At 73.6% G+C, this 21,049-nt stretch carries 17 protein-coding genes; 5 read left to right on the top strand and 12 right to left on the bottom strand.

Annotation, left to right across the window (positions count from 1 at the left end; translation table 11 throughout):
* Positions 1 to 160: 160 nt before the first annotated feature.
* The 4 genes from ACQKQD_RS12430 to folE form a co-directional block, all read right to left on the bottom strand.
* Positions 161 to 1,732, bottom strand: a complete 1,572-nt coding sequence (locus ACQKQD_RS12430) for an alkaline phosphatase D family protein (RefSeq protein ID WP_427508498.1) — start codon at positions 1,730 to 1,732, stop codon at positions 161 to 163.
* A 90-nt stretch (positions 1,733 to 1,822) separates the two neighbouring features.
* Positions 1,823 to 2,809 carry a patatin-like phospholipase family protein gene (locus tag ACQKQD_RS12425; RefSeq protein WP_427508497.1) on the bottom strand — a complete coding sequence of 329 codons (987 nt, stop codon included), beginning with the start codon at positions 2,807 to 2,809 and terminating at the stop codon, positions 1,823 to 1,825.
* Positions 2,806 to 3,228: a phosphoribosyl-AMP cyclohydrolase gene (gene hisI / locus ACQKQD_RS12420; protein ID WP_020091162.1), complete on the bottom strand. Its 423-nt coding sequence runs from the start codon at positions 3,226 to 3,228 to the stop codon at positions 2,806 to 2,808. The genes ACQKQD_RS12425 and hisI overlap by 4 nt, the downstream gene beginning before the upstream one ends.
* Positions 3,229 to 3,248: 20 nt before the next feature.
* Positions 3,249 to 4,067: a GTP cyclohydrolase I FolE gene (gene folE, locus ACQKQD_RS12415; protein WP_020091161.1), complete on the bottom strand. Its 819-nt coding sequence runs from the start codon at positions 4,065 to 4,067 to the stop codon at positions 3,249 to 3,251.
* Positions 4,068 to 4,307: 240 nt separating this feature from the next.
* Between folE and ACQKQD_RS12410 the strand changes: the two genes are divergently transcribed.
* Complete coding sequence (locus tag ACQKQD_RS12410; protein ID WP_427508607.1) at positions 4,308 to 4,751, top strand: iron-sulfur cluster assembly scaffold protein; 444 nt, start codon at positions 4,308 to 4,310, stop codon at positions 4,749 to 4,751.
* Positions 4,752 to 4,755: 4 nt separating this feature from the next.
* Entirely contained in the window at positions 4,756 to 5,088 is a 333-nt protein-coding gene (gene yidD, locus ACQKQD_RS12405; protein WP_091928072.1) for a membrane protein insertion efficiency factor YidD, read from the top strand.
* 100 nt (positions 5,089 to 5,188) lie between these two features.
* Here the strand turns inward: yidD and pdxA are convergent, their stop codons facing one another.
* A complete protein-coding gene (gene pdxA, locus ACQKQD_RS12400; protein ID WP_331298072.1) occupies positions 5,189 to 6,217 on the bottom strand; it encodes a 4-hydroxythreonine-4-phosphate dehydrogenase PdxA in 1,029 nt (342 codons plus the stop codon).
* Positions 6,214 to 7,317, bottom strand: a complete 1,104-nt coding sequence (locus ACQKQD_RS12395) for a four-carbon acid sugar kinase family protein (protein WP_427508496.1) — start codon at positions 7,315 to 7,317, stop codon at positions 6,214 to 6,216. The genes pdxA and ACQKQD_RS12395 overlap by 4 nt, the downstream gene beginning before the upstream one ends.
* A 381-nt stretch (positions 7,318 to 7,698) precedes the next feature.
* Between ACQKQD_RS12395 and ACQKQD_RS12390 the strand changes: the two genes are divergently transcribed.
* The 3 genes from ACQKQD_RS12390 (at position 7,699) to ACQKQD_RS12380 (ending at position 9,348) form a co-directional block, all read left to right on the top strand.
* A complete protein-coding gene (locus ACQKQD_RS12390; protein ID WP_326491894.1) occupies positions 7,699 to 8,703 on the top strand; it encodes a 2-keto-3-deoxygluconate permease in 1,005 nt (334 codons plus the stop codon).
* 122 nt (positions 8,704 to 8,825) lie between these two features.
* On the top strand, positions 8,826 to 8,996 hold the full coding sequence (locus ACQKQD_RS12385) for a DUF3606 domain-containing protein (protein WP_020091155.1): 171 nt from the start codon (positions 8,826 to 8,828) through the stop codon (positions 8,994 to 8,996).
* A 52-nt stretch (positions 8,997 to 9,048) separates the two neighbouring features.
* On the top strand, positions 9,049 to 9,348 hold the full coding sequence (locus ACQKQD_RS12380) for a DUF2934 domain-containing protein (protein WP_427508495.1): 300 nt from the start codon (positions 9,049 to 9,051) through the stop codon (positions 9,346 to 9,348).
* 61 nt (positions 9,349 to 9,409) lie between these two features.
* Here the strand turns inward: ACQKQD_RS12380 and ACQKQD_RS12375 are convergent, their stop codons facing one another.
* From ACQKQD_RS12375 to ACQKQD_RS12350, 6 genes are all read right to left on the bottom strand, one after another.
* Positions 9,410 to 10,654 (bottom strand): methyl-accepting chemotaxis protein, encoded by a 1,245-nt coding sequence (locus ACQKQD_RS12375; protein ID WP_091928076.1) that lies wholly within the window; start codon positions 10,652 to 10,654, stop codon positions 9,410 to 9,412.
* A 170-nt stretch (positions 10,655 to 10,824) separates the two neighbouring features.
* Positions 10,825 to 13,977 (bottom strand): Rne/Rng family ribonuclease, encoded by a 3,153-nt coding sequence (locus ACQKQD_RS12370; RefSeq protein WP_427508494.1) that lies wholly within the window; start codon positions 13,975 to 13,977, stop codon positions 10,825 to 10,827.
* A gap of 590 nt (positions 13,978 to 14,567) precedes the next feature.
* Positions 14,568 to 15,908 carry a glycolate oxidase subunit GlcF gene (gene glcF, locus ACQKQD_RS12365; RefSeq protein ID WP_427508493.1) on the bottom strand — a complete coding sequence of 447 codons (1,341 nt, stop codon included), beginning with the start codon at positions 15,906 to 15,908 and terminating at the stop codon, positions 14,568 to 14,570.
* Between the two features lie 58 nt (positions 15,909 to 15,966).
* Positions 15,967 to 17,154: an FAD-binding protein gene (locus ACQKQD_RS12360; protein ID WP_427508492.1), complete on the bottom strand. Its 1,188-nt coding sequence runs from the start codon at positions 17,152 to 17,154 to the stop codon at positions 15,967 to 15,969.
* Between the two features lie 129 nt (positions 17,155 to 17,283).
* A complete protein-coding gene (locus ACQKQD_RS12355; RefSeq protein WP_020091149.1) occupies positions 17,284 to 18,726 on the bottom strand; it encodes a polysaccharide biosynthesis C-terminal domain-containing protein in 1,443 nt (480 codons plus the stop codon).
* Between the two features lie 126 nt (positions 18,727 to 18,852).
* On the bottom strand, positions 18,853 to 20,952 hold the full coding sequence (locus ACQKQD_RS12350; protein ID WP_427508491.1) for a methyl-accepting chemotaxis protein: 2,100 nt from the start codon (positions 20,950 to 20,952) through the stop codon (positions 18,853 to 18,855).
* Positions 20,953 to 21,049 lie beyond the last annotated feature (97 nt).

Genomic DNA, 21,049 nt, shown 5'->3' with positions numbered 1-21,049 from the left:
CCGCGCGTTTCTCTCGCCCTCCGCCCCCGGGCCGCGCCGATTCAGGGCAGGCCGCTGCGGCGCGACGCGCTCCCTCTCCTGTGCGGGAGAGGGGACCCGAGCCCCTTCGTCGACGGGCGAGCAGGCCGACATCGCGAGCCCGTATCGCCCGCGGTCCGCCTCACGCCTTCACGGGATCGAGCGTGACGTGCCAGAGGTCGGTGTCGGCCGCGTCCTTGAGGGTCACCGTCATCTGCTCGGTGGCGCCGTCCACCGCCACGTGGCCGAAGAACTGGTAGCCGGCGGCCGGCGACAGGTTCACCTGCCCCTTGTCGGGCGCCTTCACGTAGCGCAGTTGCGGCCCGAAGGTGTTGTCCAGCGCGTTCGGCCCGAAGGTGCCGGCGTGCAGCGGCCCGGAGACGAACTCCCAGAACGGCTCGAAATCCTGGAACTGCGCCTTGTCGGGGTCGTAGTAGTGGGCGGCCGTGTAGTGCACGTCGGCCGTGAGCCAGACCGTGTTGCGGATCCCCGCGCTCTTGATGAAGCGTAGCAGGTCGGCGATCTCCAGCTCGCGCCCCAGCGGCGGTCCGTCGCCCTGCGCCACCGCCTCCGAGCCGAAATTGCGGTCGGTGTCGTAGGTCACCACGAGGCCGAGCGGCATATCGGCGGCGATCACCTTCCAGGTCGCGCGGGACTCGAGCAGCGCCCGCTTCAGCCACGCGATCTGCTGCGGCCCGAGGAAGTAGGACTCTGGCCCGTATTCCGTCTGCCGGTTCTCGCCGTTCGGGCCCCGGTAGGAGCGCATGTCGAGCATGAACACGTCGACCAGCGGGCCGTAGCCGATCTTGCGGTAGACCCGGCCGGGCTCCGACGGCTCGAAGCGCATCGGCATGTACTCGTGGAAGGCCTTGGCCGCGCGCAGCTGCAGCGCCAGCACGTTCGGGTCGGCGTACTTCTTCTTCAGGTGCTCGGCCCGGGTCAGCGGCTCCCCCGGCCACCAGTTGTTGGTGACCTCGTGGTCGTCCCACTGGGCCAGGATCGGCACGGCGGCGTTCATCGCCAGCACGTTCCGGTCGGTGAGGTTGTACTTGTGCCGGCCCCGGAACTCCGCGAGCGTCTCGGCCGGCTTGGCCACCTCCTCGGTCACCCGGTTGCGCCACAGGCTGCCGTCGGGGAGCTTCACCTCGGACTGGATCGGCCCGTCGGCGTAGATCGTGTCGCCGGAATGGATGAAGAAGTCCGGCCGGTTCTTCAGGATGGCGGAATAGATCGTCATGCCGCCGCGGGCCTCGTCGATGCCCCAGCCCTGGCCCGCCGTGTCGCCCGACCAGCAGAACGACACCGAGCGCCGGTCCGCCGGCGCGGTCCGGAACCGCCCGACCTGGGCCGGCCCGACGATGGTCGGCGCGGCGACGTCCTCCAGGCGGACCCGGTAGAACACGTCCTGGCCAGCCGGTAGCCCGGTCAGCGCCACCTTCACGGTGCCGTCGGTCTCCGGCAGGGCGTCGGCGAAGACGCCGCCGCGGATGTCGGCGAAGCTCTCGGTGGTCGCCCACTCGACGATCGCCCGGGCCGGCCGGTCGGACCGGGCCCAGACCACCGCCGAGTCGGTGCCGACGTCGCCGGACTGGAGGCCGTGGGTCAGGAGCGGCCGGTCGGCGGCGCGGCTCAGGCCGGGCCGTCCGAGGCCCGTGGCCAGCCCGACGAGGCCGGCGCCTCCGGACAGCAGGATCTGACGGCGACTCGTATACATTGGAGGTCCTCCAGCATGCAGGGCGCCCATCGCAGGCGGCCACGACAGCCGGATGACGGCCTCCTCCGGAGGGAGCGCGCCCGGAACCCCTCAGGCCCGCGCGGCCGCGCCCTCCAGCACGGCCCGGATCCGGGGCAGGGCGGCGCGAGCGGCGCGGTGCCCGAGGGCGATGCCCTCCGCGGCCCGGTGGAAGTCGAACAGCCCGAAGGCCGCCAGATCCGGGCCGATGGCCACGTCCGGCGGGTCGCGCTCCAGCCGGGCCCGCGAGATCCGGTCCTGGGTGGTGTTGAACGCGTCGAGCACCACCCGCGCGATGCCCGGCACGGAGATTTCGGGCTCGGGTCGGTCGAAGCCCGGCAGGCGCCCGCGCACGACCTGCAGGAAGCCCCGGCGCGGCGGGGCCGGGTGCGGCGCCTCGCGCAAAACCGGTCCGCCGGTGTCGCCGTTGAGGTTCACGCAGATGACGAGGTCGGCCCCGAGCGCCCGGGCGAGCGCCACCGGCACCGGGTTGACCAGGGTCCCGTCCATCAGCACGCGGCCGTCATGGGCCACCGGCGGGAACAGGCCGGGGATCGCGTAGGAGGCGCGCACCGCGTCCACCGCCGGGCCCTCGGTCAGGCTGACCTCGTGGCCGGTCCCGTACTCGGTGGCGACGCAGCCGAAGCGGATCGGCAGCGTCTCGATGCGGCGCTCGCCGAGATCCGCGGCGAGGCGCTGGCGCAGGCGGTTGCCGGCGATCAGGCCTGAGCCCGGCAGGCGGGGGTCGATGAGCCCCACCACCCGACGCCGGGTCAGCGCCCGGGCGAAGGCCTCGAGCCGGTCGAGGCGCCCGGCCGCGTAGCAGGCGCCGACCACGGCGCCGATGGAGCAGCCGGCCACCACGGTCGGCGTGATGCCGCCTTCCTCCAGGGCGCGGATCACCCCGATATGCGCCCAGCCCCGTGCCGAGCCGCCCCCGAGGGCGAGCCCGACCTGCGGGCCGGGGCTCGGCGGCGCGCGGACCGGCTCGACGGTTCCGGGCGGGAAATGCGGGTCGGCGGACTCGTCTTGCCACCGCGTGGCAAGAGGGCGGTTCATCGCCCGGCGGCTTTCAGGACGACCCGGCCGTCCGCCTCCCGGACGACGCTGCGGTAGAAGCAGTCGCGCCGGCCGGTGTGGCAGCAGCCGCCGTCGCCGCCGACCTCGACGCGGATCAGCAGGGCGTCCTGGTCGCAGTCGACCCGCATCTCGACGACGCGCTGGATCTGGCCGCTGGTCGCGCCCTTGTGCCAGAGCTCCCGGCGCGAGCGCGACCAGTACCACGCCTCGCCGGTCTCGAGGGTGCGGGCCAGCGACTCGGCGTTCATGTGGGCGAGCATCAGCACCTGCCCGTCCCGCGCGTCCACCGCGATGCAGGCGACGAGGCCGTCGCGGTCGAACCGGGGCGTGAGGGCCGTGCCCTCCTCGATCTCGGCCCGGGTGCCGGGGGGAGCGAAGGCGGTGTCGCGCGCGGTCATGGTCGAGGCGTCGCCCGGGGCTACTTGGCGCCGCCGCGCACCAGGGTCAGGAAGCGGACCTGCTCGTTGGCGTTGTCCTTGAAGACGCCGCGGAACTGGCTGGTGATGGTCGAGACGCCGGCCTTCTGGACGCCGCGCATCGCCATGCAGAGATGCTCGGCCTCGACCATCACGGCGACGCCGCGGGGCTTGAGGATGCTCTCGATCACGTCGGCGATCTGGGCGGTCATGGTCTCCTGCGTCTGCAGGCGGCGGGCGAAGGTGTCGACCACGCGGGCGAGCTTCGACAGGCCGACCACGCCCCGGGTCGGGTAATAGGCGATGTGGGCAAGGCCCATGAACGGCACCATGTGGTGCTCGCAGTGGGAGTGGAACGGGATGTCGCGCACCAGCACGATGTCCGAGTAGCCCTCCACCTCCTCGAACACGCGCTCCAGCAGCTTCTCGGCGTCGACCGCGTAGCCGCCGAACAGCTGCTCGTAGGCCTTGGTGACCCGGGCCGGGGTGTCGAGCAGGCCCTCGCGGGTCGGGTCGTCGCCGGCCCAGCGCAGGAGGGTGCGCACGGCGGCCTCGGCTTCGGCGCGGCTCGGGCGGCCGGTCTCGATCCCGTCCGGGACGCGGGTCGCCGAGGCCGGCTCGGGCGCCACCTCGACGGGACGGCCCTCATCCACCGGCCGATTGTCATTGCGCATGCCGTTCAGCCCTTGCCCGTCGCCCCCGTTCCGGTCGAAACCCTGGCCGTCACCCTGGTAGGACAAGGATTTGAGCGCGGCATCCATGGCATCTCCGGCCCGCGCGATGCGGGATTTCATCGGGGTGCTGTCGGGCTTGGCGTACATCGTCGGATCGCGTCGGGCGTTCGAGGGAAGATCCCGGGCTCGAAAAGGTTTCAAGCCGGCGCCCCGGGATGGACGAAAGGCCGTGGGAACCACCGTGGCCGTTGGCGCGACCCTGGTCGACGGCCCGCCTCCTCGCGAAGCGGCCGTATGGCGCCTATATCATCGTTCGCGGGGTAACGCGCAATGCGCGATGCACGCGGCAGAGTCCCGATGGGAAGTGTGCCTCCGGCCGAGGACCCGATGCTCGACGACATCTACAACCGCCGTATCCTGGAACTCGCCGCCGACATCCCCCGGCTCGGCCGGCTCGAGAACCCGGACGCGAGTGCCACGGCCCATTCGCGCCTGTGCGGCTCGACCGTGACGGTCGACCTCGTCCTGGGCGAGGACGGCCGGGTCGCGGATTTCGCCCAGGAGGTCCGGGCCTGCGCCCTGGGACAGGCCTCCTCGTCGCTGATGGGCCGGCACGTGGTCGGCGCCAGCGCGGACGAGCTGCGCGGCGTCCGCGCGGCCATGCGGTCGATGCTCAAGGAGAACGGCCCGGCGCCCGGCGGCGCGTGGTCGGACCTCGCGGTGCTCGAGCCGGTGCGGGACTTCAAGGCGCGCCACGCCTCGACGCTCCTGACCTTCAACGCGGTGGTGGACGCCCTCGACCAGATCGCCGCCAAGCGGCAGGCCGCCTGACGGGATGGTCCGGCGCGCCGCCCACTGGGCGATCCGCGGCTACCAGCTCACGCTGTCGGGCCTGATCGGCCGCCAGTGCCGCCACTGGCCGAGCTGCTCCGAGTACACCGACACGGCCATCGCCCGGCACGGGCTCTGGCCCGGCGGCTGGATGGGCTTCGCCCGGATCTGCCGCTGCGGGCCGTTCGGCACCCACGGCATCGACCTCGTCCCCGAGCGCGTGCCGGCGCGGGCGGCGTGGTACCGCCCCTGGGCCTACGGCCGCTGGCGCGGCGTCGAGGCGCCGCCGTCGCCCTTCGCCTGCGAGGCCGTGGGGCAGGAGGCCGACGCGCGGTAGGTTTCGTTCCTGCTTTGTTTCACGTGAAACACGGGTGCAGGGCAGTCGGGCTGGCGGATCGGAGATCGCTTTTCGGAGATCCCGTGCGCCTGCCCCGCGCTCAACCGGCCTGACGGTTCGCCGCCAGCTTCTCGGCGAACTCGATCGCCTCGATGAGGCTGCGCTCGTTGGCGACGCCGGTGCCGGCGATGTCGAAGGCGGTGCCGTGATCGACCGAGGTGCGGATGATCGGCAGCCCCAGGGTGATGTTCACCCCCGACAGGTCCATCCACTTGCCCGTGGCCGGGTCGATCTCGAAGCCCAGGAGCTTGACCGGGATGTGTCCCTGGTCGTGGTACATCGCCACCACCGCGTCGTACTGGCCCGCGCGCAGCTTCACGAACACCGTGTCGCCCGGCACCGGGCCGTGCACGTCGAGCCCGTCGGCGTTGGCCGTCTCGATCACCGGTGCGCTGACATCGATGTCCTGGCGCCCGAACAGGCCGCCCTCGCCGGCATGGGGGTTGAGCGCGGCGACCGCGATCTTCGGCCGGGCGAGACCCAGCCCCTTCAGCGCCCTGTCGGTGAGGTCGATGACGAGGCGCAGGCGCTCCGGGGTCAGGCGCTTGGGCACGTCCTCCAGGGCGACGTGGGTCGTGACGTGGGAGACCCGCATGTTGCCGTGGGCCAGCATCATCACCGAGCCGCGCACGCCGGTCAGCTCCGCCAGCATCTCGGTGTGGCCGGCATAGTGGTAGCCGGCCTTGTTGAGCGCCTCCTTGTTGAGGGGCGCGGTGACGATGCCGCCGATCCGGCCGGCCAGGGCGAGGCGAACGCCGGCCTCGATCGCCTTGTAGGCGAAGCGGCCGCCGTCGGCCGAGAGCCGGCCCGGCTCGATCGGCGCGCCTTCCGCGTCGGCCTGGAGGCAGCACAGCGCCGGCCAGTCGCCGTCCTCGGCGACCTCGGGAACGGGATCGGGCAGGAGGCCGAGCGCCCGCTCCGCGCGGCGCAGGGATGGGGCGCTGCCGATGACGACGAGCTTGAGGTCGCCCGCGTCGATCCGGTCCTTCAGCCGGGCGGCGGCCTTGACGATGATCTCCGGGCCGATGCCGGCCGGATCGCCCATGGTGATGGCGAGATGTGAGGTCACGCGTCGCTCCTGCTGCGCGGAAAGCCGTTGCCGTGAAGTAGATCGCGCCAGACGCCCTCTGTTCCGAAAGCGCCGGATTTGGACACGACCGCGAGCCCGTCCCAGCGTCCGCCCCGCAGGGTCGAGCGGGGCAGGCCCGGGGTGATCTGCCCGGTGACGTCGAGGCGCGCGACGGAGAGCGCGAGGCACAGCGCCTTCAGGGTCTCGCCGCCGGCCACCAGCAGCGTGCCGGGCCGCGGGATGCGGTCGATCACCCCCGCGAAGGTCTGGGCGATCCGCGCCGCGGCGTCCTCCCGGGCGGTGCCCTCGGGCAGCGCGAGGCTCGCCAGGACGACGCCGTCCCGGTCGAGGCGCTCAGCCACCGCGCCGGCATGGTCCGGATGGCGCGCCGACAGGACGAGGTGGTGGGCGCCGCAGGCCGCGAGCTGCGCCGCGGTCTCGGGCCGGTCCGAGCCGAACAGCCCGAGGACGGGGCCGGCGAGCCGGTCGTCGCCCGGCGCCGCCACCCCGCGCGCCAGGGCCGCCGCGAGGCCGCCGCTGCCGCACCAGAGCACCGGTCCGTCGCCGCCGAGATCCGCGACCCGGGCGAGGTCGGCGTCGCTCGCCGCGTCGTAGACGGCGACGCCCGCCACCGGCCCGTCGGACACGTCGGCCCGGTGCGCCGGCAGCCCGACCGCCCGCAGGCCCTCGGCGATGTCGCCCGAGACCGGCTCGAAGCCCGCGCCGCGCCGGGCGAGCTGCTGCCCGCCCTCCGTGCAGCGTCCCTGATACGGGAAGGCCGGCGCCACCACGCAGCGCCCCCAGGTCCCGGTGCGCAGCACGGCCGCGAGTTCGGCCGCCCAGGGGCCACGCAGCAGGCTGTCGACCTTCTTGAAGGCGATGTCGGCCCCGTCCAGCCGGCGCGCGAGGGCGCCGACGATCCGGTCGGCCTCCGCGGCCGAGACTTCCCGGGTGCCGGAGTCGATCGCGAGGCAGCCGGATCCATCCCCCGCCAGGATCTCCGGCCACGCCACCGGGATCGACCCGCACAGGCCGGTGAAGCCCGCGGCCGTGTCGAGGGTGCCGGTGAGATCGTCGGCGATGAGGCGCAGGCGGGTCATGTCGGGCGGATCATGGCGGGAGCCTCGCCGGCCGCGCCCCCCGGCCGAGCGCGGCTCGCGTGCTCGTTGTCAGGTTGTCGCGCGGCATACCGACCGGCCGGCGCGGCGGTCAAGCGGGCAGCCTCGCGCCGCGGATCGACCGCCGCCCGGGCGAGGCCGCTGGGTCCAGGGAGCCGGAGAGGGACGGGGACGTCGCTGACGACATCCGGGCCGCCGCAGATCGTGCCGGGCCGCGCCCAGGCAGGGATGGGCCCGCGCAGTTGTCACCATGTGCACCGGTCCGGCCGCGCGTTGCGCGGCCTCGTCGAAAGGTTGTAGCAGGCCGCCGGGGGGAAGGCGGGTGCCAGGATCCGGAACGGGCCGGCATCGGAAGGGCGACCCATGCAGATTCCCATCAAGCGCTCCCTGGAGCGCGTGCCCGGCGGCCTGATGGTGGTGCCGCTGTTCCTCGGCGCGATCCTCCACACGCTCTTCCCGGACACCGCGACCTTCTTCGGCTCGTTCACCGGCGCGCTGTTCAACGGCGCGCTGCCGATCCTGGCGGTCTTCTTCGTCTGCATGGGCGCGGGCATCGACTTCCGCGCCGCCCCGGCGATCGCCCGCAAGGGCGGCGTCCTGCTGGCCGCCAAGGTCGGCGTCGCGGCGATCATGGGCGTGGTGTTCGGGCAGATCCTCGGCGAGGCGCCGGTGGTCGGGGGCGCCTTCGCGGGGCTGTCGACGCTGGCGATCGTCGCTGCCATGAACGACACCAACGGCGGGCTCTACCTCGCCCTGATGGGCCAGTTCGGCCGCCCGAAGGATGCGGGCGCCTACGCGATCATGAGCCTCGAATCCGGGCCGTTCCTCACCATGGTGACGCTCGGGCTGGCGGGCCTGTCGGCCTTCCCGTGGCCGACCCTGGTGGGCAGCATCCTGCCGCTGCTGATCGGGATGATCCTCGGCAACCTCGACCGCGACATGCGCGCCTTCCTGTCGGGGGCGGCGCCGGTGATGATCCCGTTCTTCGCCTTCGCCCTCGGCTTCGGGCTCGACCTCGCCAAGATCTGGCAGGCGGGCCTCCTCGGCATCGGCCTCGGCGTGGCGGTGGTGGCGATCACCGGGGCCGCCCTGTTCGTCGCCGACCGCCTCACCGGCGGCAACGGCGTGGCGGGCGTCGCCGCCGCCTCGACGGCCGGCAACGCCGCCGCCGTGCCGGCGATCATCGCCGCCGCCAACCCGGCCTACAAGGAGGCCGCCGGCCCCGCCACCGTGCTGGTGGCGGCGAGCGTGGTGGTCACGGCGCTGCTCGTGCCGCTGCTGACCGCCTTCGTGGCGGGGCGGGTCCGCCCGGACGCGGCCGAGGAGGATCCGGCGCCAGTCCCCAGCCCCGCTCCGACCGCACCCTGACGTCTCGCGCGGTCTAGCTGCGCGTCCCGCGCGACCGGCGGCAACCGAAGTCTCCGAGTCCGGTTGTCCCTCCAGGAAGCGCGGCACGGCCGCGTCTCACGGCGAACCGGAGCGGGCACTGCATGTCGACCGAATCCAGAGGCAAGACGCATATCGACATCTACGACCGCGCCACCCGCGAGGAGTGGGCGCAGCGTTTCGGCGTCAGCGAGGAGAGGCTGCGCAAGGCGGTGACCATGGTCGGCAGCCGGATCACCAGCGTCGCCGCCTATCTCGACAAGCCGGCCGCCTGAGACCGGCGCCATGGAAGTGCCCCCCGATTTCCGTCCGCCTCCGGATCATCCGATGGGGGGGACACTGGCGCACGGATCCGCACTCGGGTCCGAGTCTGGGTCCGAGCCCGCGCCGGGACCCGCGTCCGGGACCGACGCGGCGGCACCGCAGCCTTCGGCGCGGTCGTCCGACACGATCACGTTCGAGCAGATCCGCGAGCGGGCCTACGAGCTCTGGGAGCGCAACCACAGGCCCGAGGGCTTCGAGATCGAGTTCTGGCTGCTGGCCGAGCGGGAACTGCGCAAGGAGCGGGATCGCCGGAAGGCCGACGCGGCGCCGGCAGCGCCGCGCTCCGATCCGCCGCCGGCCTGACGGTCTCCGACCTTCATCCGAGACGGTCCCGGGTCACGGCGGACCCGGGGTCGGATGACCTTCAGGCCTCGATCGCCGCCCGGGCTTCCTTCACCGCCGCCTCGAAGGCGACGAACGCCGTGGTGGCCGAGTCCCAGGTCTGGCTGCGCACGTGGCGGACCAGGGCGGCCGCCTGCTCGCGGGCCTGCGCCAGGGGCTTCTCGATGGCGGCCGGCCGCGTCGCGTCGGCGGGGATGCCCTCCGGCGGCGTGTCGGTCGAGCGCATGCCGACCAGGGTCGCCGCGATGGCGCGCCGCCACGCGGCGCAGTCCGCCGACAGGCGGATCACCCGCTGATCCGCCGCGGTGCCGGTCTGCCGGTCGAGCAGGGTGCGGCCGAGATCCTCGATCCGTCCGAGCTGAGCGAGGGCGTCGCCGATCTCGCGGCGGGCCTTGTCGGTCCCTTCCGCGATGCGGCCGACGTTCTGGGCGATGTCGCCGGTGGCCTGCATCTGCTGGCCGAGGATCTCGGAGGCCTCACGCATCTGCGCCGCGACGTTCGCGACGGCGCCGCTCTCGGCCTCGACGCGGGCATTGGCCCGAACCATCGCGGACGCGCCGGCCTCGACGGCGTTGCGGCTGCGCGTCACGGCGGCCTGCATCGCCGCCATCTCCTCGCGCAGGCCGCTGACCCGCGCCCGGATCTCGTCCGTCGCCTTCGCGGTCTGCGCCGAGAGCGTCTTCACTTCGGCGGCGACCACCGCGAAGCCGCGGCCGGCCTCGCCGGCCCGCGCCGCCTCGATCGTGGCGTTGAGCGCCAGCAGGTTGGTCTGGGCCGAGATCGCCGCGATCGTGCCGGCCATCTCCTCGATCCGCAGCGCCGCGGTGGAGAAGCTGTCGAGCCGGCTGCCGATCTCCTCGGTGCCTTCCTCGATCCCGCGCATGCCGTCGGTGGCGCGATGCAGGTCGCCCACGCAGGTGGCGATGCCGGCCCGGGCCGTCTCGGCCATCTCGGCCGCCGACGAGGAGCGGGCGGCGATCTCACCCGTGGTCGCGGCGAGCTCCTCGCTGGCGGCCGCGATGAGCCGGGCCTGCTCGGCGGTGCCGGAGGCGTCGTGGGTCATCCAGCCGATCGAGGTGCCGGCGTCGGACGCGGAGGCGGACAGGCGCGCCAGGAGAGTCAGCCATTCCCGATCGACGGCCGGCTCCGCGACGGGCGTCGGGGCCGTCTCGACTGGCAAGACCGCCGCCGTCTCGACCGGGGCGGTCGTCGTCACCGGGGTTGCTAGCGCGTCAGGGATCTGACGCTGCCGGCGCAAACTGAACATGCGGGCCTCTCCGACACTCTAATCGGGGCGCATGGTCACACAGAACCTTCAACCAATGGTGAAGGATAGATCAGTCTCTCGACAAGCGTTGCGGGGCATCGGTGCAGCGCAACACGTCTACTTCGAGGAGTTGCGCCCCCTGATAGCGCTCTATCAGGGGGCGCAATGCTTCATTCGCCGGTCAGGGCCGCCTTGGTGCGCGACCACCAGCCGGCGCGCTTCGGCCGGTCCGGATCGGACGGCGGCGTCAGCACGATCGCCACGGGCTCGGGCGCCGGCTCGGCGGGAGCGGCCTCGGGCGAGCCGGCCTCGGCCTGCGCACCGACGGTCGCCCGATCGGCCGCCGGCGCCGCGGACTCGACCGGGGCCACCGGCAGGTCCACCGCGGTTTCGGTCCGGTCCTCGGCGGCCGCGGCCGGCGCCGCCTCGATCGCCTCGGCCACAGCCTGGGCGCTCACCGGCTCCTCCGCCGACAGGGCGACGACATCGCCCGCGGCTTCCGGCGCGTCGTCCGTCTCGGACGCCTCGCGGGTGCGGCCCTCGCTGCGACCGCGGCCGCCCCGGCGCCCGCGGCGGCGGCGACGGCCGCCCTCGTCCTCGGACCGCGCCGCCTCGTCCGAACCTGCGACGGCCTCGTCGGCCTCGCCGGCCTCCGCGGCGACGGCCGCAGCGGGAGCCTCGGTCCCGGCCGGCTGCGCGCCGTCCCAGTCCCCATCGCTCCGTTCCGCGTCCGAACGGGCGTCGTCGCGGCCGTCGTCCTGCTGGTCGTCCTGATCGTCGTCGCCGCGATCGTCCTCGGCGCGCCCGTCCTCGCCGCGGCCCTCCTGGCGACCGCCGCGCCGGCGGCGGCGACGGCGCCGGCGGCGGCCCTCGCCCTCCTCGCGCGACCCGTCCTCGCGGGCCTCGGCGCGGCCCTCGTCGGCCTCGCCCTCGGCGTCGGTCTCGGTCTCAATCTCGGTCTCGGCCTCGTCGGCCTCCTCGTCCTCGTCGTCGAACTCCATCGCGGGCGAGATCGCCTGGGCGCGCACGCCCGTGACCGGGCCCTCCGCCCGCTGGGCCGGCTCACCGCGGTCGAGCTGGAACGGTGTGGTCGCCGCCAGCCGCTCGTCGGCCGCGATCGTGATCGTCACGCCGAAGCGCACCTCGAGCTCGCGCAGGTGTCCGCGCTTCTGGTTGAGGATGTAGAGCGCGATCTCGGTGCGGGTGCGCAGGACGAGGTTGTGGGAGGCCGACTTGAGCAGCACCTCCTCGATCGAGCGCAGGATGTGCAGCGCCACCGACGCGGTGGCGCGCACGAAGCCCGAGCCGCCGCAATGGGCGCAGGGGATCGAGGAGGATTCGAGCACGCCGGTGCGGATCCGCTGGCGGCTCATCTCCAGGAGGCCGAAGGGCGAGATCCGGCCGACCTGGATGCGGGCGCGGTCGTTCTTCAGGCACTCGTTGAGCTTCTTCTCGACGGCGCGGTTGTTCCGCTTCTCCTCCATGTCGATGAAGTCGATGACGATCAGGCCCGCGAGGTCGCGCAGCCGGAGCTGGCGGGCGACCTCCTCGGCGGCCTCCAGGTTCGTCTTGAGGGCGGTGTCCTCGATGTCGTGCTCGCGGGTGGCGCGGCCGGAGTTCACGTCGATCGAGACCAGGGCCTCGGTCGGGTTGATCACGAGGTAGCCGCCGGACTTCAGCGAGACGTGCGTGGAGAACATCGCGTCGAGCTGCTGCTCGACGCCGAAGCGGGCGAAGATCGGCGTCGAGTCGCGGTAGGGCTTCACGACCTTGGACTGGCCGGGCATCAGCATCCGCATGAAGTCCTTGGCCTCGCGGTAGGCGTCCTCGCCGGCGACCAGAACCTCGTCCAGATCCTTGTTGTAGAGGTCGCGGATGGCGCGCTTGATCAGCGAGCCCTCCTCGTAGACGAGGGCCGGCGCCATCGACGTCAGGGTCAGCTCGCGGACCGACTCCCACAGGCGCATCAGGTACTCGAAGTCGCGGGCGATCTCGGGCTTGGACCGCGAGGCGCCGGCGGTGCGCAGGATGACGCCCATCCCCTCGGGCACCTCCAGGTCCTGCACGACCTCCTTCAGGCGCTTGCGGTCGGCCGCCGAGGTGATCTTGCGGGAGATGCCGCCGCCCCGGCCGGTGTTGGGCATCAGCACCGAGTAGCGGCCGGCGAGCGACAGGTAGGTGGTGAGCGCCGCGCCCTTCGTGCCGCGCTCCTCCTTGACCACCTGCACCAGGATGATCTGGCGGCGCTTGATCACCTCCTGGATCTTGTACTGGCGGCGGTAGTGGCGCGGACGCTCCGGGATCTCGGCCAGCGCGTCGCCGTTGCCGCCGACCTGGGCGATCTTGGGCTCGGCGTCGGGATCGTCGGACTCCTCATCGGACTCCTCGTCCGAGTCGTCATCCTCGTCGGACTCGTCCTCGTCGTCCTCCGACTCGTCCTCATCCTCGTCGTCGTCGGATTCCTCGTCGTCCTCCTCGGAGGCCTCGTCCGACGCTTCGTCCGACGGGTCGGCGGCGGTCGGCGCGGTCTCCTCGGCCTCGCTCGCCCTAGCCTCGCTCTCCTCCGTCACGATCGCGTGCGCGGCGGTCTCGTCCGGCGCGTCGGACACGGTCAGTGCCTCCGCCACGGCGATGCGGTCCTCCGGCTCGGAGGGGGCGTCCTCGGACGGGGCGGAGTCGGCGGCGACCGACTCCGACGCGGCGGGGGCCGCCTGCGCCTCGACCGGCGCGGTCTCGGTCGCGGGCTCGGCGGCCTGCGCCGGCTCACCCTCCGGGAGGTCGCCGGCGGCGGCCTCGGAGGCGAGGGCCTCCTGCACGGCCTCGGGGTTCTCGGACAGCGTGTCGGGCTGGACGGCCGGGTCGATCCCCGACTCGTTCCGGATCTCGGCCTGGTCCTCGCTCTCGGGCGCCGCGTGCGTGTCCTCGGCGCTCACGGTCTCGTCGGCGCCGCGGGCGCGGGCCTCGGCACGGCGGCCGCGGGACCGGCGCGACGACGACCGGCGGCGGCGCTCCTCGCGCTCGCGGTGCTCCTCGGCGTCGCGGGCCTCCTCCTCCAGGAGCGCCTGCCGGTCGGCCAGCGGGATCTGGTAGTAGTCGGGATGGATCTCGTTGAAGGCCAGGAAGCCGTGGCGGTTGCCGCCGTACTCGACGAACGCCGCCTGGAGCGACGGCTCCACCCGGGTGACCTTGGCGAGGTAGATGTTGCCGCGCAGCTGGCGCCGGTTGGCGGCTTCGAAGTCGAACTCCTCGACCCTAGACCCGTGGACCGTGACGACCCGGGTCTCCTCCGGGTGCATCGCGTCGATCAGCATTTTGTTGGCCATGTCGGACTCTCGGCATGGCGGCCGACGTCGTTCTCCGTGCCCGTGGTCCCGGCGGCGCCTCGCCCGACGTCAATGCTGTCGGGCGGGATGCCGGCCTCGTCGCCGAGGCGGATGGGTTCGAGGGGAAATTGCCGTCAACCGCCGTTCGGCGCCCTGGGCGCCTGGGGTTGAAACAGGCCGGGCGGACGGACGGACCGGCGTGACGCACCGTTTGCGCCTCCGGGGCACGCGCAGCCTTATGCTGGGCCGTGCGTCCGTCCATCGTGGTCCCGACCTCGCGAAACAATCTCGGCCGGCGGGGGACCGGCCGTGAATTCCTGGGTGCGGCGGAGGATCTCCGCCGCGTCGTGCGACACCTGCCCGATCGCGGGCGGCACATGCCGCCGCCAAGCGGACCGACAGGGCCCGCCGCGACACCGCGACCGCTTTCGCGAGGAATTCGGTCACGTCCGCGGGCCGTTGCGGCGACCGGCGGGACCGGAGAGGGGTCGACATCATTACAGACCGCTGCGCGGATTTGGCAAGGGTCAACGTGAATAGATGTCACGGGCCTGTCACGGTGAACGCGGCGCCACGCGACAGGCGTGTGCCTACTCCGCCGCTTCGAGCCGCGGTGTCACCCCGGCGAGCGCCGCGGGCTTCGGGCCGCCGGTCGCCCAGTCGAGCAGCTCGACCGTGTGGACGATCGGGATGCCGGTGCCCTTCCCGATCTGCGTGGCGCAGCCGATGTTGCCGGTGGCGATCACGTCGGGGCGCACGCGCTCGATGTTGGCGACCTTCCGGGCGCGCAGCTTCGCGGCGAGCTCCGGCTGCAGGATGTTGTAGGTCCCCGCCGAGCCGCAGCAGATGTGGCCCTCGGGCACGTCCTTCACGGTGAAGCCCGCGCGCTTCAGCAGCGTCTTGGGCTCCAGGCGGATGCCCTGGCCATGCTGCATCGAGCAGGCGGAGTGGTAGGCGACCACGAGATCGCTCTCGGCCACCGGCGCGAGGTCGAGGAGCGCCACGTACTCGGTCACGTCCTTGGCCAGGGCGGAGACCCGCCGCGCCTTCTCGGCGTAGGCCGGGTCGTCGCGGAACATGAAGCCGTAATCCTTGATGGTCGTGCCGCAGCCCGAGGCCGTGACCAGGATCGCGTCGAGGCCCTGGGCGATCTCGGCGTCCCAGGCGTCGATCGCCTGCCTGGCGTGGGCGTGGGCCGAGTGCTCCTTGCCCATGTGGTGGGTCAGCGCCCCGCAGCAGCCCTCGTTCGCGTGCACCACCTCGATCCCGTGCCGGTTGAGCAGCCGGATCGCGGCGGCGTTGAAGTCCGGCCGCAGGACGCTCTGGGCGCAGCCGCGCAGGAGGGCGACGCGCCGGGCGGGCGTCCCGGCCGCCTGACCGCCCGCCGGCGGGAACCGGCCGGGCCGGTTCGTCGGCTCGCGGGGCGGCGCCCCGGCCGGCGCGAGGTCGAGCATGGCCGCGAGGCGGTTGCCGACCCGCGGCAGCCGGGCCACCAGCCCCCGGAACGGCGCGCCGAGCTTGGCGGCGGTGAGCGCGAGGCGGAAGCGGCCCGGATAGGGCAGGACCTGGGCGAGCAGCGCCCGCAGGAACCGGTCGCCGGCGGGGCGCGCGTAGGTCTCCTCGATATGGGCCCGGGCGTGGTCGACGAGGTGCATGTAGTGCACCCCCGATGGGCAGGTGGTCATGCAGGACAGGCACGAGAGGCAGCGGTCGACGTGCTTGACCACCTCCTGCGAGGCCGGCTTGCCGCCCTCCAGCATGTCCTTGATCAGGTAGATCCGCCCGCGTGGGGAATCGAGCTCGTCGCCGAGCAGCAGGTAGGTCGGGCAGGTCGCCGTGCAGAAGCCGCAATGCACGCAGGTCCGCAGGATCTTCTCCGACGCCGCCATGGCGGGATCGGCGAGCTGGGCGGGGGCGAAGTTGGTCTGCACGGGTCGCGTCCTCGGCGCCACGGCTCCCCACGCTCGGGGAGGGGCGGGATCTGAAGCTTCAGAGTCCGGCGTACATCCGGCCGGGGTTGAGCACCCCGGCGGGGTCGTGCGCCGCCTTGATGCCGGCGGTGAGCCGCATCAGCGGCTCGGCCAGCGGCTCGAACACCGGCACGGCGGCGCGCACGGCGTCGGGGGCCCGCACCAGCGTGGCGTGGCCGCCCTGAGCCCGCACCGCCCGGCGCACCGTCGCGGCGCCGGCATCGCCCGCCGCGCCGGTGGCGAGCCAGATCAGGCCGCCGCCCCAGTCGAAGAACCAGCGCGCGTCGCGCTCGGCCGCGACCGCCGCCGCCAGGGCCGGCCCGCGGGTCGGCGCGGTGGAGATCCGCCACAGGGCGGCCTCCCGCGGCTCGGCGAGCGGCGCCGCGTCGCGCACCGTCCGCCACAGGGCGGCGCCGGCCTCGCCGTCGATGATCTCGGGCTGGCCGTAGCGCTTCAGCAGGCGCCGCAGCTCGCCCGTGCGGTAGTCGATGGAGTCGGAGAAACCCTCGAGGCGCATCAGGGTCCGCGCCTCCGGGGCGCCGATCCCCGCCGGCAGGTGCGCGGCGCCCGTGAGCTCGAAGGGCGAGCCAAGCGCCTCCGACAGGGCGGTCACCGCCCGCGTGTCGTCCAGGCCGGAGAAGACCAGGGTCGCCACCCGCTCGCAGGCGGGCAGCACCTTGAAGGTGACCTCGGTGAGGAGGCCCAGCGTGCCGTGGGCGCCGGCCATCAGCTTCACGAGATCGAGGCCGGTGACGTTCTTCATCACCCGGCCGCCCGACTTGATCGCCTCGCCGCGCCCGTTGACGAAGCGCACGCCGATCAGGCTGTCCCGGGCGGCGCCGGCATTGATCCGCCGGGGGCCGGCATTGTTGATCGCCGCCACGGCCCCGAGGGTCGGCTCGCCGGCGGTGCCGTACAGGCCGCGCAGGTCCATCGGCTCGAAGGGCAGCATCTGGCCGCGGGAGGCGAGCAGCGCCTCGACCTCGGCGAGCGGCGTCCCGGCCCGGGCCGCCACCACCATCTCGGCGGGCTCGTAGAGCGTGACGCCGGTGAGCGCCTGCGCGGAGAGCGTCGCGCTGTCCTGCGCGGGCCGGCCGAGCCCCGCGGCAGTGCCGCCGCCGGCGAGGCGCAGGCCCTCGCCGCGCCCGGCGGCGGCCCGCACGATCTCCCCGGCCTCCGCCTCGGTGCCGGGCTCGTAGACGCCCATCGTTCCCGTCCCGGTCCTGTTTGTATCCATTCCAGGACGGGTGTCGCCGGATCCGGCGGCGGATTCAAGCGCAGGCGGAGTCGCGGGGTTTCAGCGGCGGGATTTCCACTGCGCCGCCTTCGCGTGAGCCTACTCCGCCGGCACGGTCCGCGCCGGGCGCAGGCGCGCCAGGACCTGACGGCGCAGGCCGGCGATGTCGAAGATCCAGACCAGGGCGCCGTAGAGAACCATCCCGGACGGGACCAGCACGGCCAGGGCGGTGGCGGGCGGCAGCTGCCGGAAGGGGGCGAGGGCGAGCCCCATCGCCGCGCAGGCGAGCGCGGCGACGCCGATCTCGCCCCAGGGCAGCGCGATGCGCCCCGGGCCGGTGAGGGCGCGCCAGCCGAGCCACGTTCCGGCGGCGGCGAGGCCCGCGGTCTGCGCCACCGCGACGCCGAGCCCGCCCATCCGGTCCGGGAGGACCAGCAGGCCGGCGCCGTTCACCGCGAGGCCGACCAGGGCGGCGGCGACCACCGGCAGGGTCTTGCGGCGGATCTGGAAGACCGGGTTGAGGGCGTAGAACATCATCGCGAGGCAGAACAGGCCCGGCATCAGCACGGTGCTGTAGGTCTCGAACGGTCCACGATAGGCGTCCGGCACCACCAGGCCCTGGAGGGCCGGCAGCACCGCCCAGAAGCCGACCGCGCAGGGCGCCAGCAGGGCGAACACGGTGCCGGCATTGGCGGCGACCTGCGCCTCGGCGGCGGCGCGGCCGCTCTGCTCCTCGGCCTGCACGGCGAACTGGAACAGCAGCAGGTCGAGGGCGGTGCCCAGCGTCATCAGCGAGCGCGAGGTGACGTCGGCCGCCAGGGCGAAGTAGCCGGCCTCGGCGAAGCCGGCATGGCCCGCGATGGCGCCGCGATTGACGAAGGCGAGGCACTGGTAGGCGGTGTTGGCGGCGATCAGCGGCAGGCCGTAGCGCGCGAAGACCCGCCAGGTCGTCGACAGGCGCGGCCGCTCGAGGGGCGTGCGCGGGTCGCGCAGGGGGTGGCGCAGCACCGCCACCGCGAGGAGCTGGCTGAGCCCCGCCGCCGCCAGCACCCAGGCCGGCTGGGGCAGCCACCACGCCGCCGCGGCCATCATGGCGAAGGACAGGACGTTCTTCACCGCCACGAGGCCGAGATAGAGCTTGCCGTCGAACCGCGCCCGGGCGAGGGCCGCGTGGTAGTCGAACACGCCGATGCCCAGGGCCGCGAGGCCGGTGCCGCACAGGACCGCCTCGCGCCCGTCGGCGCCGCCGGCGAAGCCGAAGGCCCCGCACAGGGCCGCGGCGGCCAGGAGCAGCGCGCCGATGCGCAGGTAGGCCCGGTCGAGCCCGTGGCGGATCCACGGCTCGTCGACGCGCACGCGCCCCGAGTAGAACCGCGTCGCCGACAGGCGCAGCCACTCGAACAGCACCGTGTTCAGCACGATGGCGCCGGTGGTCGCGAGGGCGAACCGGCCGAAATCCGCCGGCCCCAGCAGCTTGGCGATCAGCAGGCCGAGGACGAAGTTGAGCCCCGCATTGATGACGAAGGCGACGATCACGGCCATGGACGGCGACTCATGCGCGGCGGGATTGCCCCCGCCCGTTGCGTACGCTGTAGCGCGCGAGCCGTAAGACTCCCCTAAACGGGCGAGATCGGGGCGGAGACCCGCGCGGCTCCCGGCACCGTCCGGTCACGCGGCCCGGACGGTGTCGAGGAAGCGCGCGACCTCGGCCGCGAGCGTCTCGGACTGGCGCGACAGCGCGGACGCCGCCGCGAGCACCGCGTTGGCCGCCCGGCCGGTCTCCTCGGCGGCCCCGGCGACGCCGAGGATCGTGCGGGTCACCGCGCCGGTGCCGACGGCCGCCTCCCCGATGTTGCGGACGATCTCCCGGGTGGCCGATCCCTGCTCCTCCACCGCCGCCGCGATCGCGCTCGCCACGCCGCTGATCTCCTGGATCCGCCCCGTGATCGCGCCGATCGCCGCGACGGCCCCGCCGGTCACGCCCTGGATGCCGGCGATCTGGCCCGCGATCTCATCGGTCGCCCGGGCGGTCTGCGCGGCCAGGGCCTTCACCTCGCCGGCGACGACCGCGAAGCCATGACCCGCCTCGCCGGCCCGGGCGGCCTCGATCGTGGCGTTCAGCGCCAGCAAGTTGGTCTGCCCGGCGATCGCCGCGATCAGCCCGATCACGTCGCCGATCCGCGCGACCGCGTCGCTCAGGTCCCGGACCATCGCGCCGGTCTGCCCCGCTTCCGCGACGGCCCCCTGGGCGAGCCGGGTCGATCCCTCGACCTGCCGGCCGATCTCCTCCACGGAGACGCCGAGCTCCTCGGCCGCAGCCGCCACGGTGCCGACGTTGGTGGCGGCCTCCTCGGCGGCGGCCGCCACGGTGCTGGACTGGCTGGCGGTCTCGGTCGCGGTGGCCGTCATGGTCTGGGCCGTGCCCTGCAGCGCGGTGGCCGCGTCCGATACCTGGGCGATGACGCCGCCGACCGTCCGCTCGAAGCGCTCGGCCATCGCCCGCAGGTCGGACCGGCGCCGTGCCTCCGCCACCTGACGCGCCTCGGCGGCCTCGGATTCGAGCTGGCGGCCGCGGATGAGGTTGTCCTTGAACACCTGGACGGCCCGCGCCATGGCGCCGATCTCGTTGCGGTAGGTGCGCGCCGGGACCGTGACGGAGGCGTCCCCGTCGGCCAGCGCCCCCATCGTGGCGGTCAGCACCCGGAGCGGGCGCAGCACGCCGCCGAACAGGGTCCACAGGCCGAGGGCCACCAGCAGGATCACCGCCAGCAGCGCCGCCCCGCTGCGCGCGACGTCGCCCTGCGCCTCCTCGGCGAGGGCCTCGGCGCGCGCCACCATCGCGTCGAGGGCCGCGTCGCAGAGGGCCACGAGGGAGCGCTGGTTCGCGGTGTTGCGGTCGCGCAGCTCAGCGAAGGTGTGGCGCGGGGGCGCGTGCGTGCTGAGCGCGTCGAAGACCGCCCGCGCGATGGCCTCGGTGTCGCCCTCGAAATTGGCGGCCTTCGCCCGTTCGTACGCGGCCCGCACCGTTTCCGAGACGTCGACCGCGGCCTCGGTGGTGCGGCGCCACGCGGACAGAAGCTCGGTCCGCTCCGCCGCCGCCGCGACCGTCTCGGGCAGGGACCACGCCGCGCCGGCGACCAGCGAGGCCTGTACCCGGACCGCGACGTTGCCGCTGGCGACGCGCGTCTCCCAGGCCGCCTGCTTGAGGGCGAGATAGCGCTGCAGCACCGGATCGGACCGGGGAATGGCCGCGTCGACCGCCTTCAGCGTGGCCGTCAGCGCCTCGAGCAGGTCCTGGAAGGCGGCCATCGCGGCGTCCCGCAGCGCCGGGTCACGCCGGGCCAGCGGCAGCCCGAGGGCCGCGTCGATGCGGGGACGCAGGTCTGCCATCGCCGCCTGCGCGGTGCTCAGGCGCTCGAGCGTCGCGCTGACCGCCGGCTCTGCCAGATCGCCCAGGCTGCGCCGGGCCCGGCCGTAATGCTCGGTCAGCGCCTGCCGGCTCCCCGCGATGGTCGACAGGGTCTTCGCGTCCGCCGGCGCCTCACCCCCGAGGGCGAGCGTCGATCCGCGCTCGAGCCGCAGCGGCAGGATCGTCCGGAGGAGGCCCTGGCTCGCCTGCGTCAGGGTCAGGGCTCTGGCGGCGCCCGCCGCCCGCGCCCGCGCGTCGACGAGTGTCCGCACCGCGTTGCCCAGCGCCATGCAGGCCATGATGACGATCACCAGGCACAGCAAAGTCCGGATCGAGAAGCGTCCCAGCCAGCGAGTCATCGGTGAGATCTCATGTCCCGCGATGATCTGTCTTAGAACGTAAGGTTTTGTCAGGCAATCGACCGAAATTCTTCGACAGAAGTACGGATTTATAGGT

It is taken from the genome of Methylobacterium sp. NPDC080182 (assembly GCF_050281105.1).
GTDB lineage: Bacteria > Pseudomonadota > Alphaproteobacteria > Rhizobiales > Beijerinckiaceae > Methylobacterium.
The sequence above is the reverse complement of the archived record's forward strand: the minus strand, read 5'-3'. Positions and strand labels throughout refer to the sequence as shown.

Bases quoted from the DNA above. Each gene is read 5' to 3' on its own strand.
- ACQKQD_RS12350 (WP_427508491.1), bottom strand. From the start codon at position 20,952: ATGACTCGCTGGCTGGGACGCTTCTCGATCCGGACTTTGCTGTGCCTG.
- ACQKQD_RS12425 (WP_427508497.1), bottom strand. From the start codon at position 2,809: ATGAACCGCCCTCTTGCCACGCGGTGGCAAGACGAGTCCGCCGACCCG.
- ACQKQD_RS12410 (WP_427508607.1), top strand. From the start codon at position 4,308: ATGCTCGACGACATCTACAACCGCCGTATCCTGGAACTCGCCGCCGAC.
- yidD (WP_091928072.1), top strand. From the start codon at position 4,756: ATGGTCCGGCGCGCCGCCCACTGGGCGATCCGCGGCTACCAGCTCACG.
- ACQKQD_RS12360 (WP_427508492.1), bottom strand. From the start codon at position 17,154: ATGGGCGTCTACGAGCCCGGCACCGAGGCGGAGGCCGGGGAGATCGTG.
- ACQKQD_RS12375 (WP_091928076.1), bottom strand. From the start codon at position 10,654: ATGTTCAGTTTGCGCCGGCAGCGTCAGATCCCTGACGCGCTAGCAACC.
- hisI (WP_020091162.1), bottom strand. From the start codon at position 3,228: ATGACCGCGCGCGACACCGCCTTCGCTCCCCCCGGCACCCGGGCCGAG.
- ACQKQD_RS12395 (WP_427508496.1), bottom strand. From the start codon at position 7,317: ATGACCCGCCTGCGCCTCATCGCCGACGATCTCACCGGCACCCTCGAC.
- ACQKQD_RS12385 (WP_020091155.1), top strand. From the start codon at position 8,826: ATGTCGACCGAATCCAGAGGCAAGACGCATATCGACATCTACGACCGC.
- ACQKQD_RS12370 (WP_427508494.1), bottom strand. From the start codon at position 13,977: ATGGCCAACAAAATGCTGATCGACGCGATGCACCCGGAGGAGACCCGG.
- ACQKQD_RS12390 (WP_326491894.1), top strand. From the start codon at position 7,699: ATGCAGATTCCCATCAAGCGCTCCCTGGAGCGCGTGCCCGGCGGCCTG.
- ACQKQD_RS12380 (WP_427508495.1), top strand. From the start codon at position 9,049: ATGGGGGGGACACTGGCGCACGGATCCGCACTCGGGTCCGAGTCTGGG.
- folE (WP_020091161.1), bottom strand. From the start codon at position 4,067: ATGTACGCCAAGCCCGACAGCACCCCGATGAAATCCCGCATCGCGCGG.
- ACQKQD_RS12430 (WP_427508498.1), bottom strand. From the start codon at position 1,732: ATGTATACGAGTCGCCGTCAGATCCTGCTGTCCGGAGGCGCCGGCCTC.
- ACQKQD_RS12355 (WP_020091149.1), bottom strand. From the start codon at position 18,726: ATGGCCGTGATCGTCGCCTTCGTCATCAATGCGGGGCTCAACTTCGTC.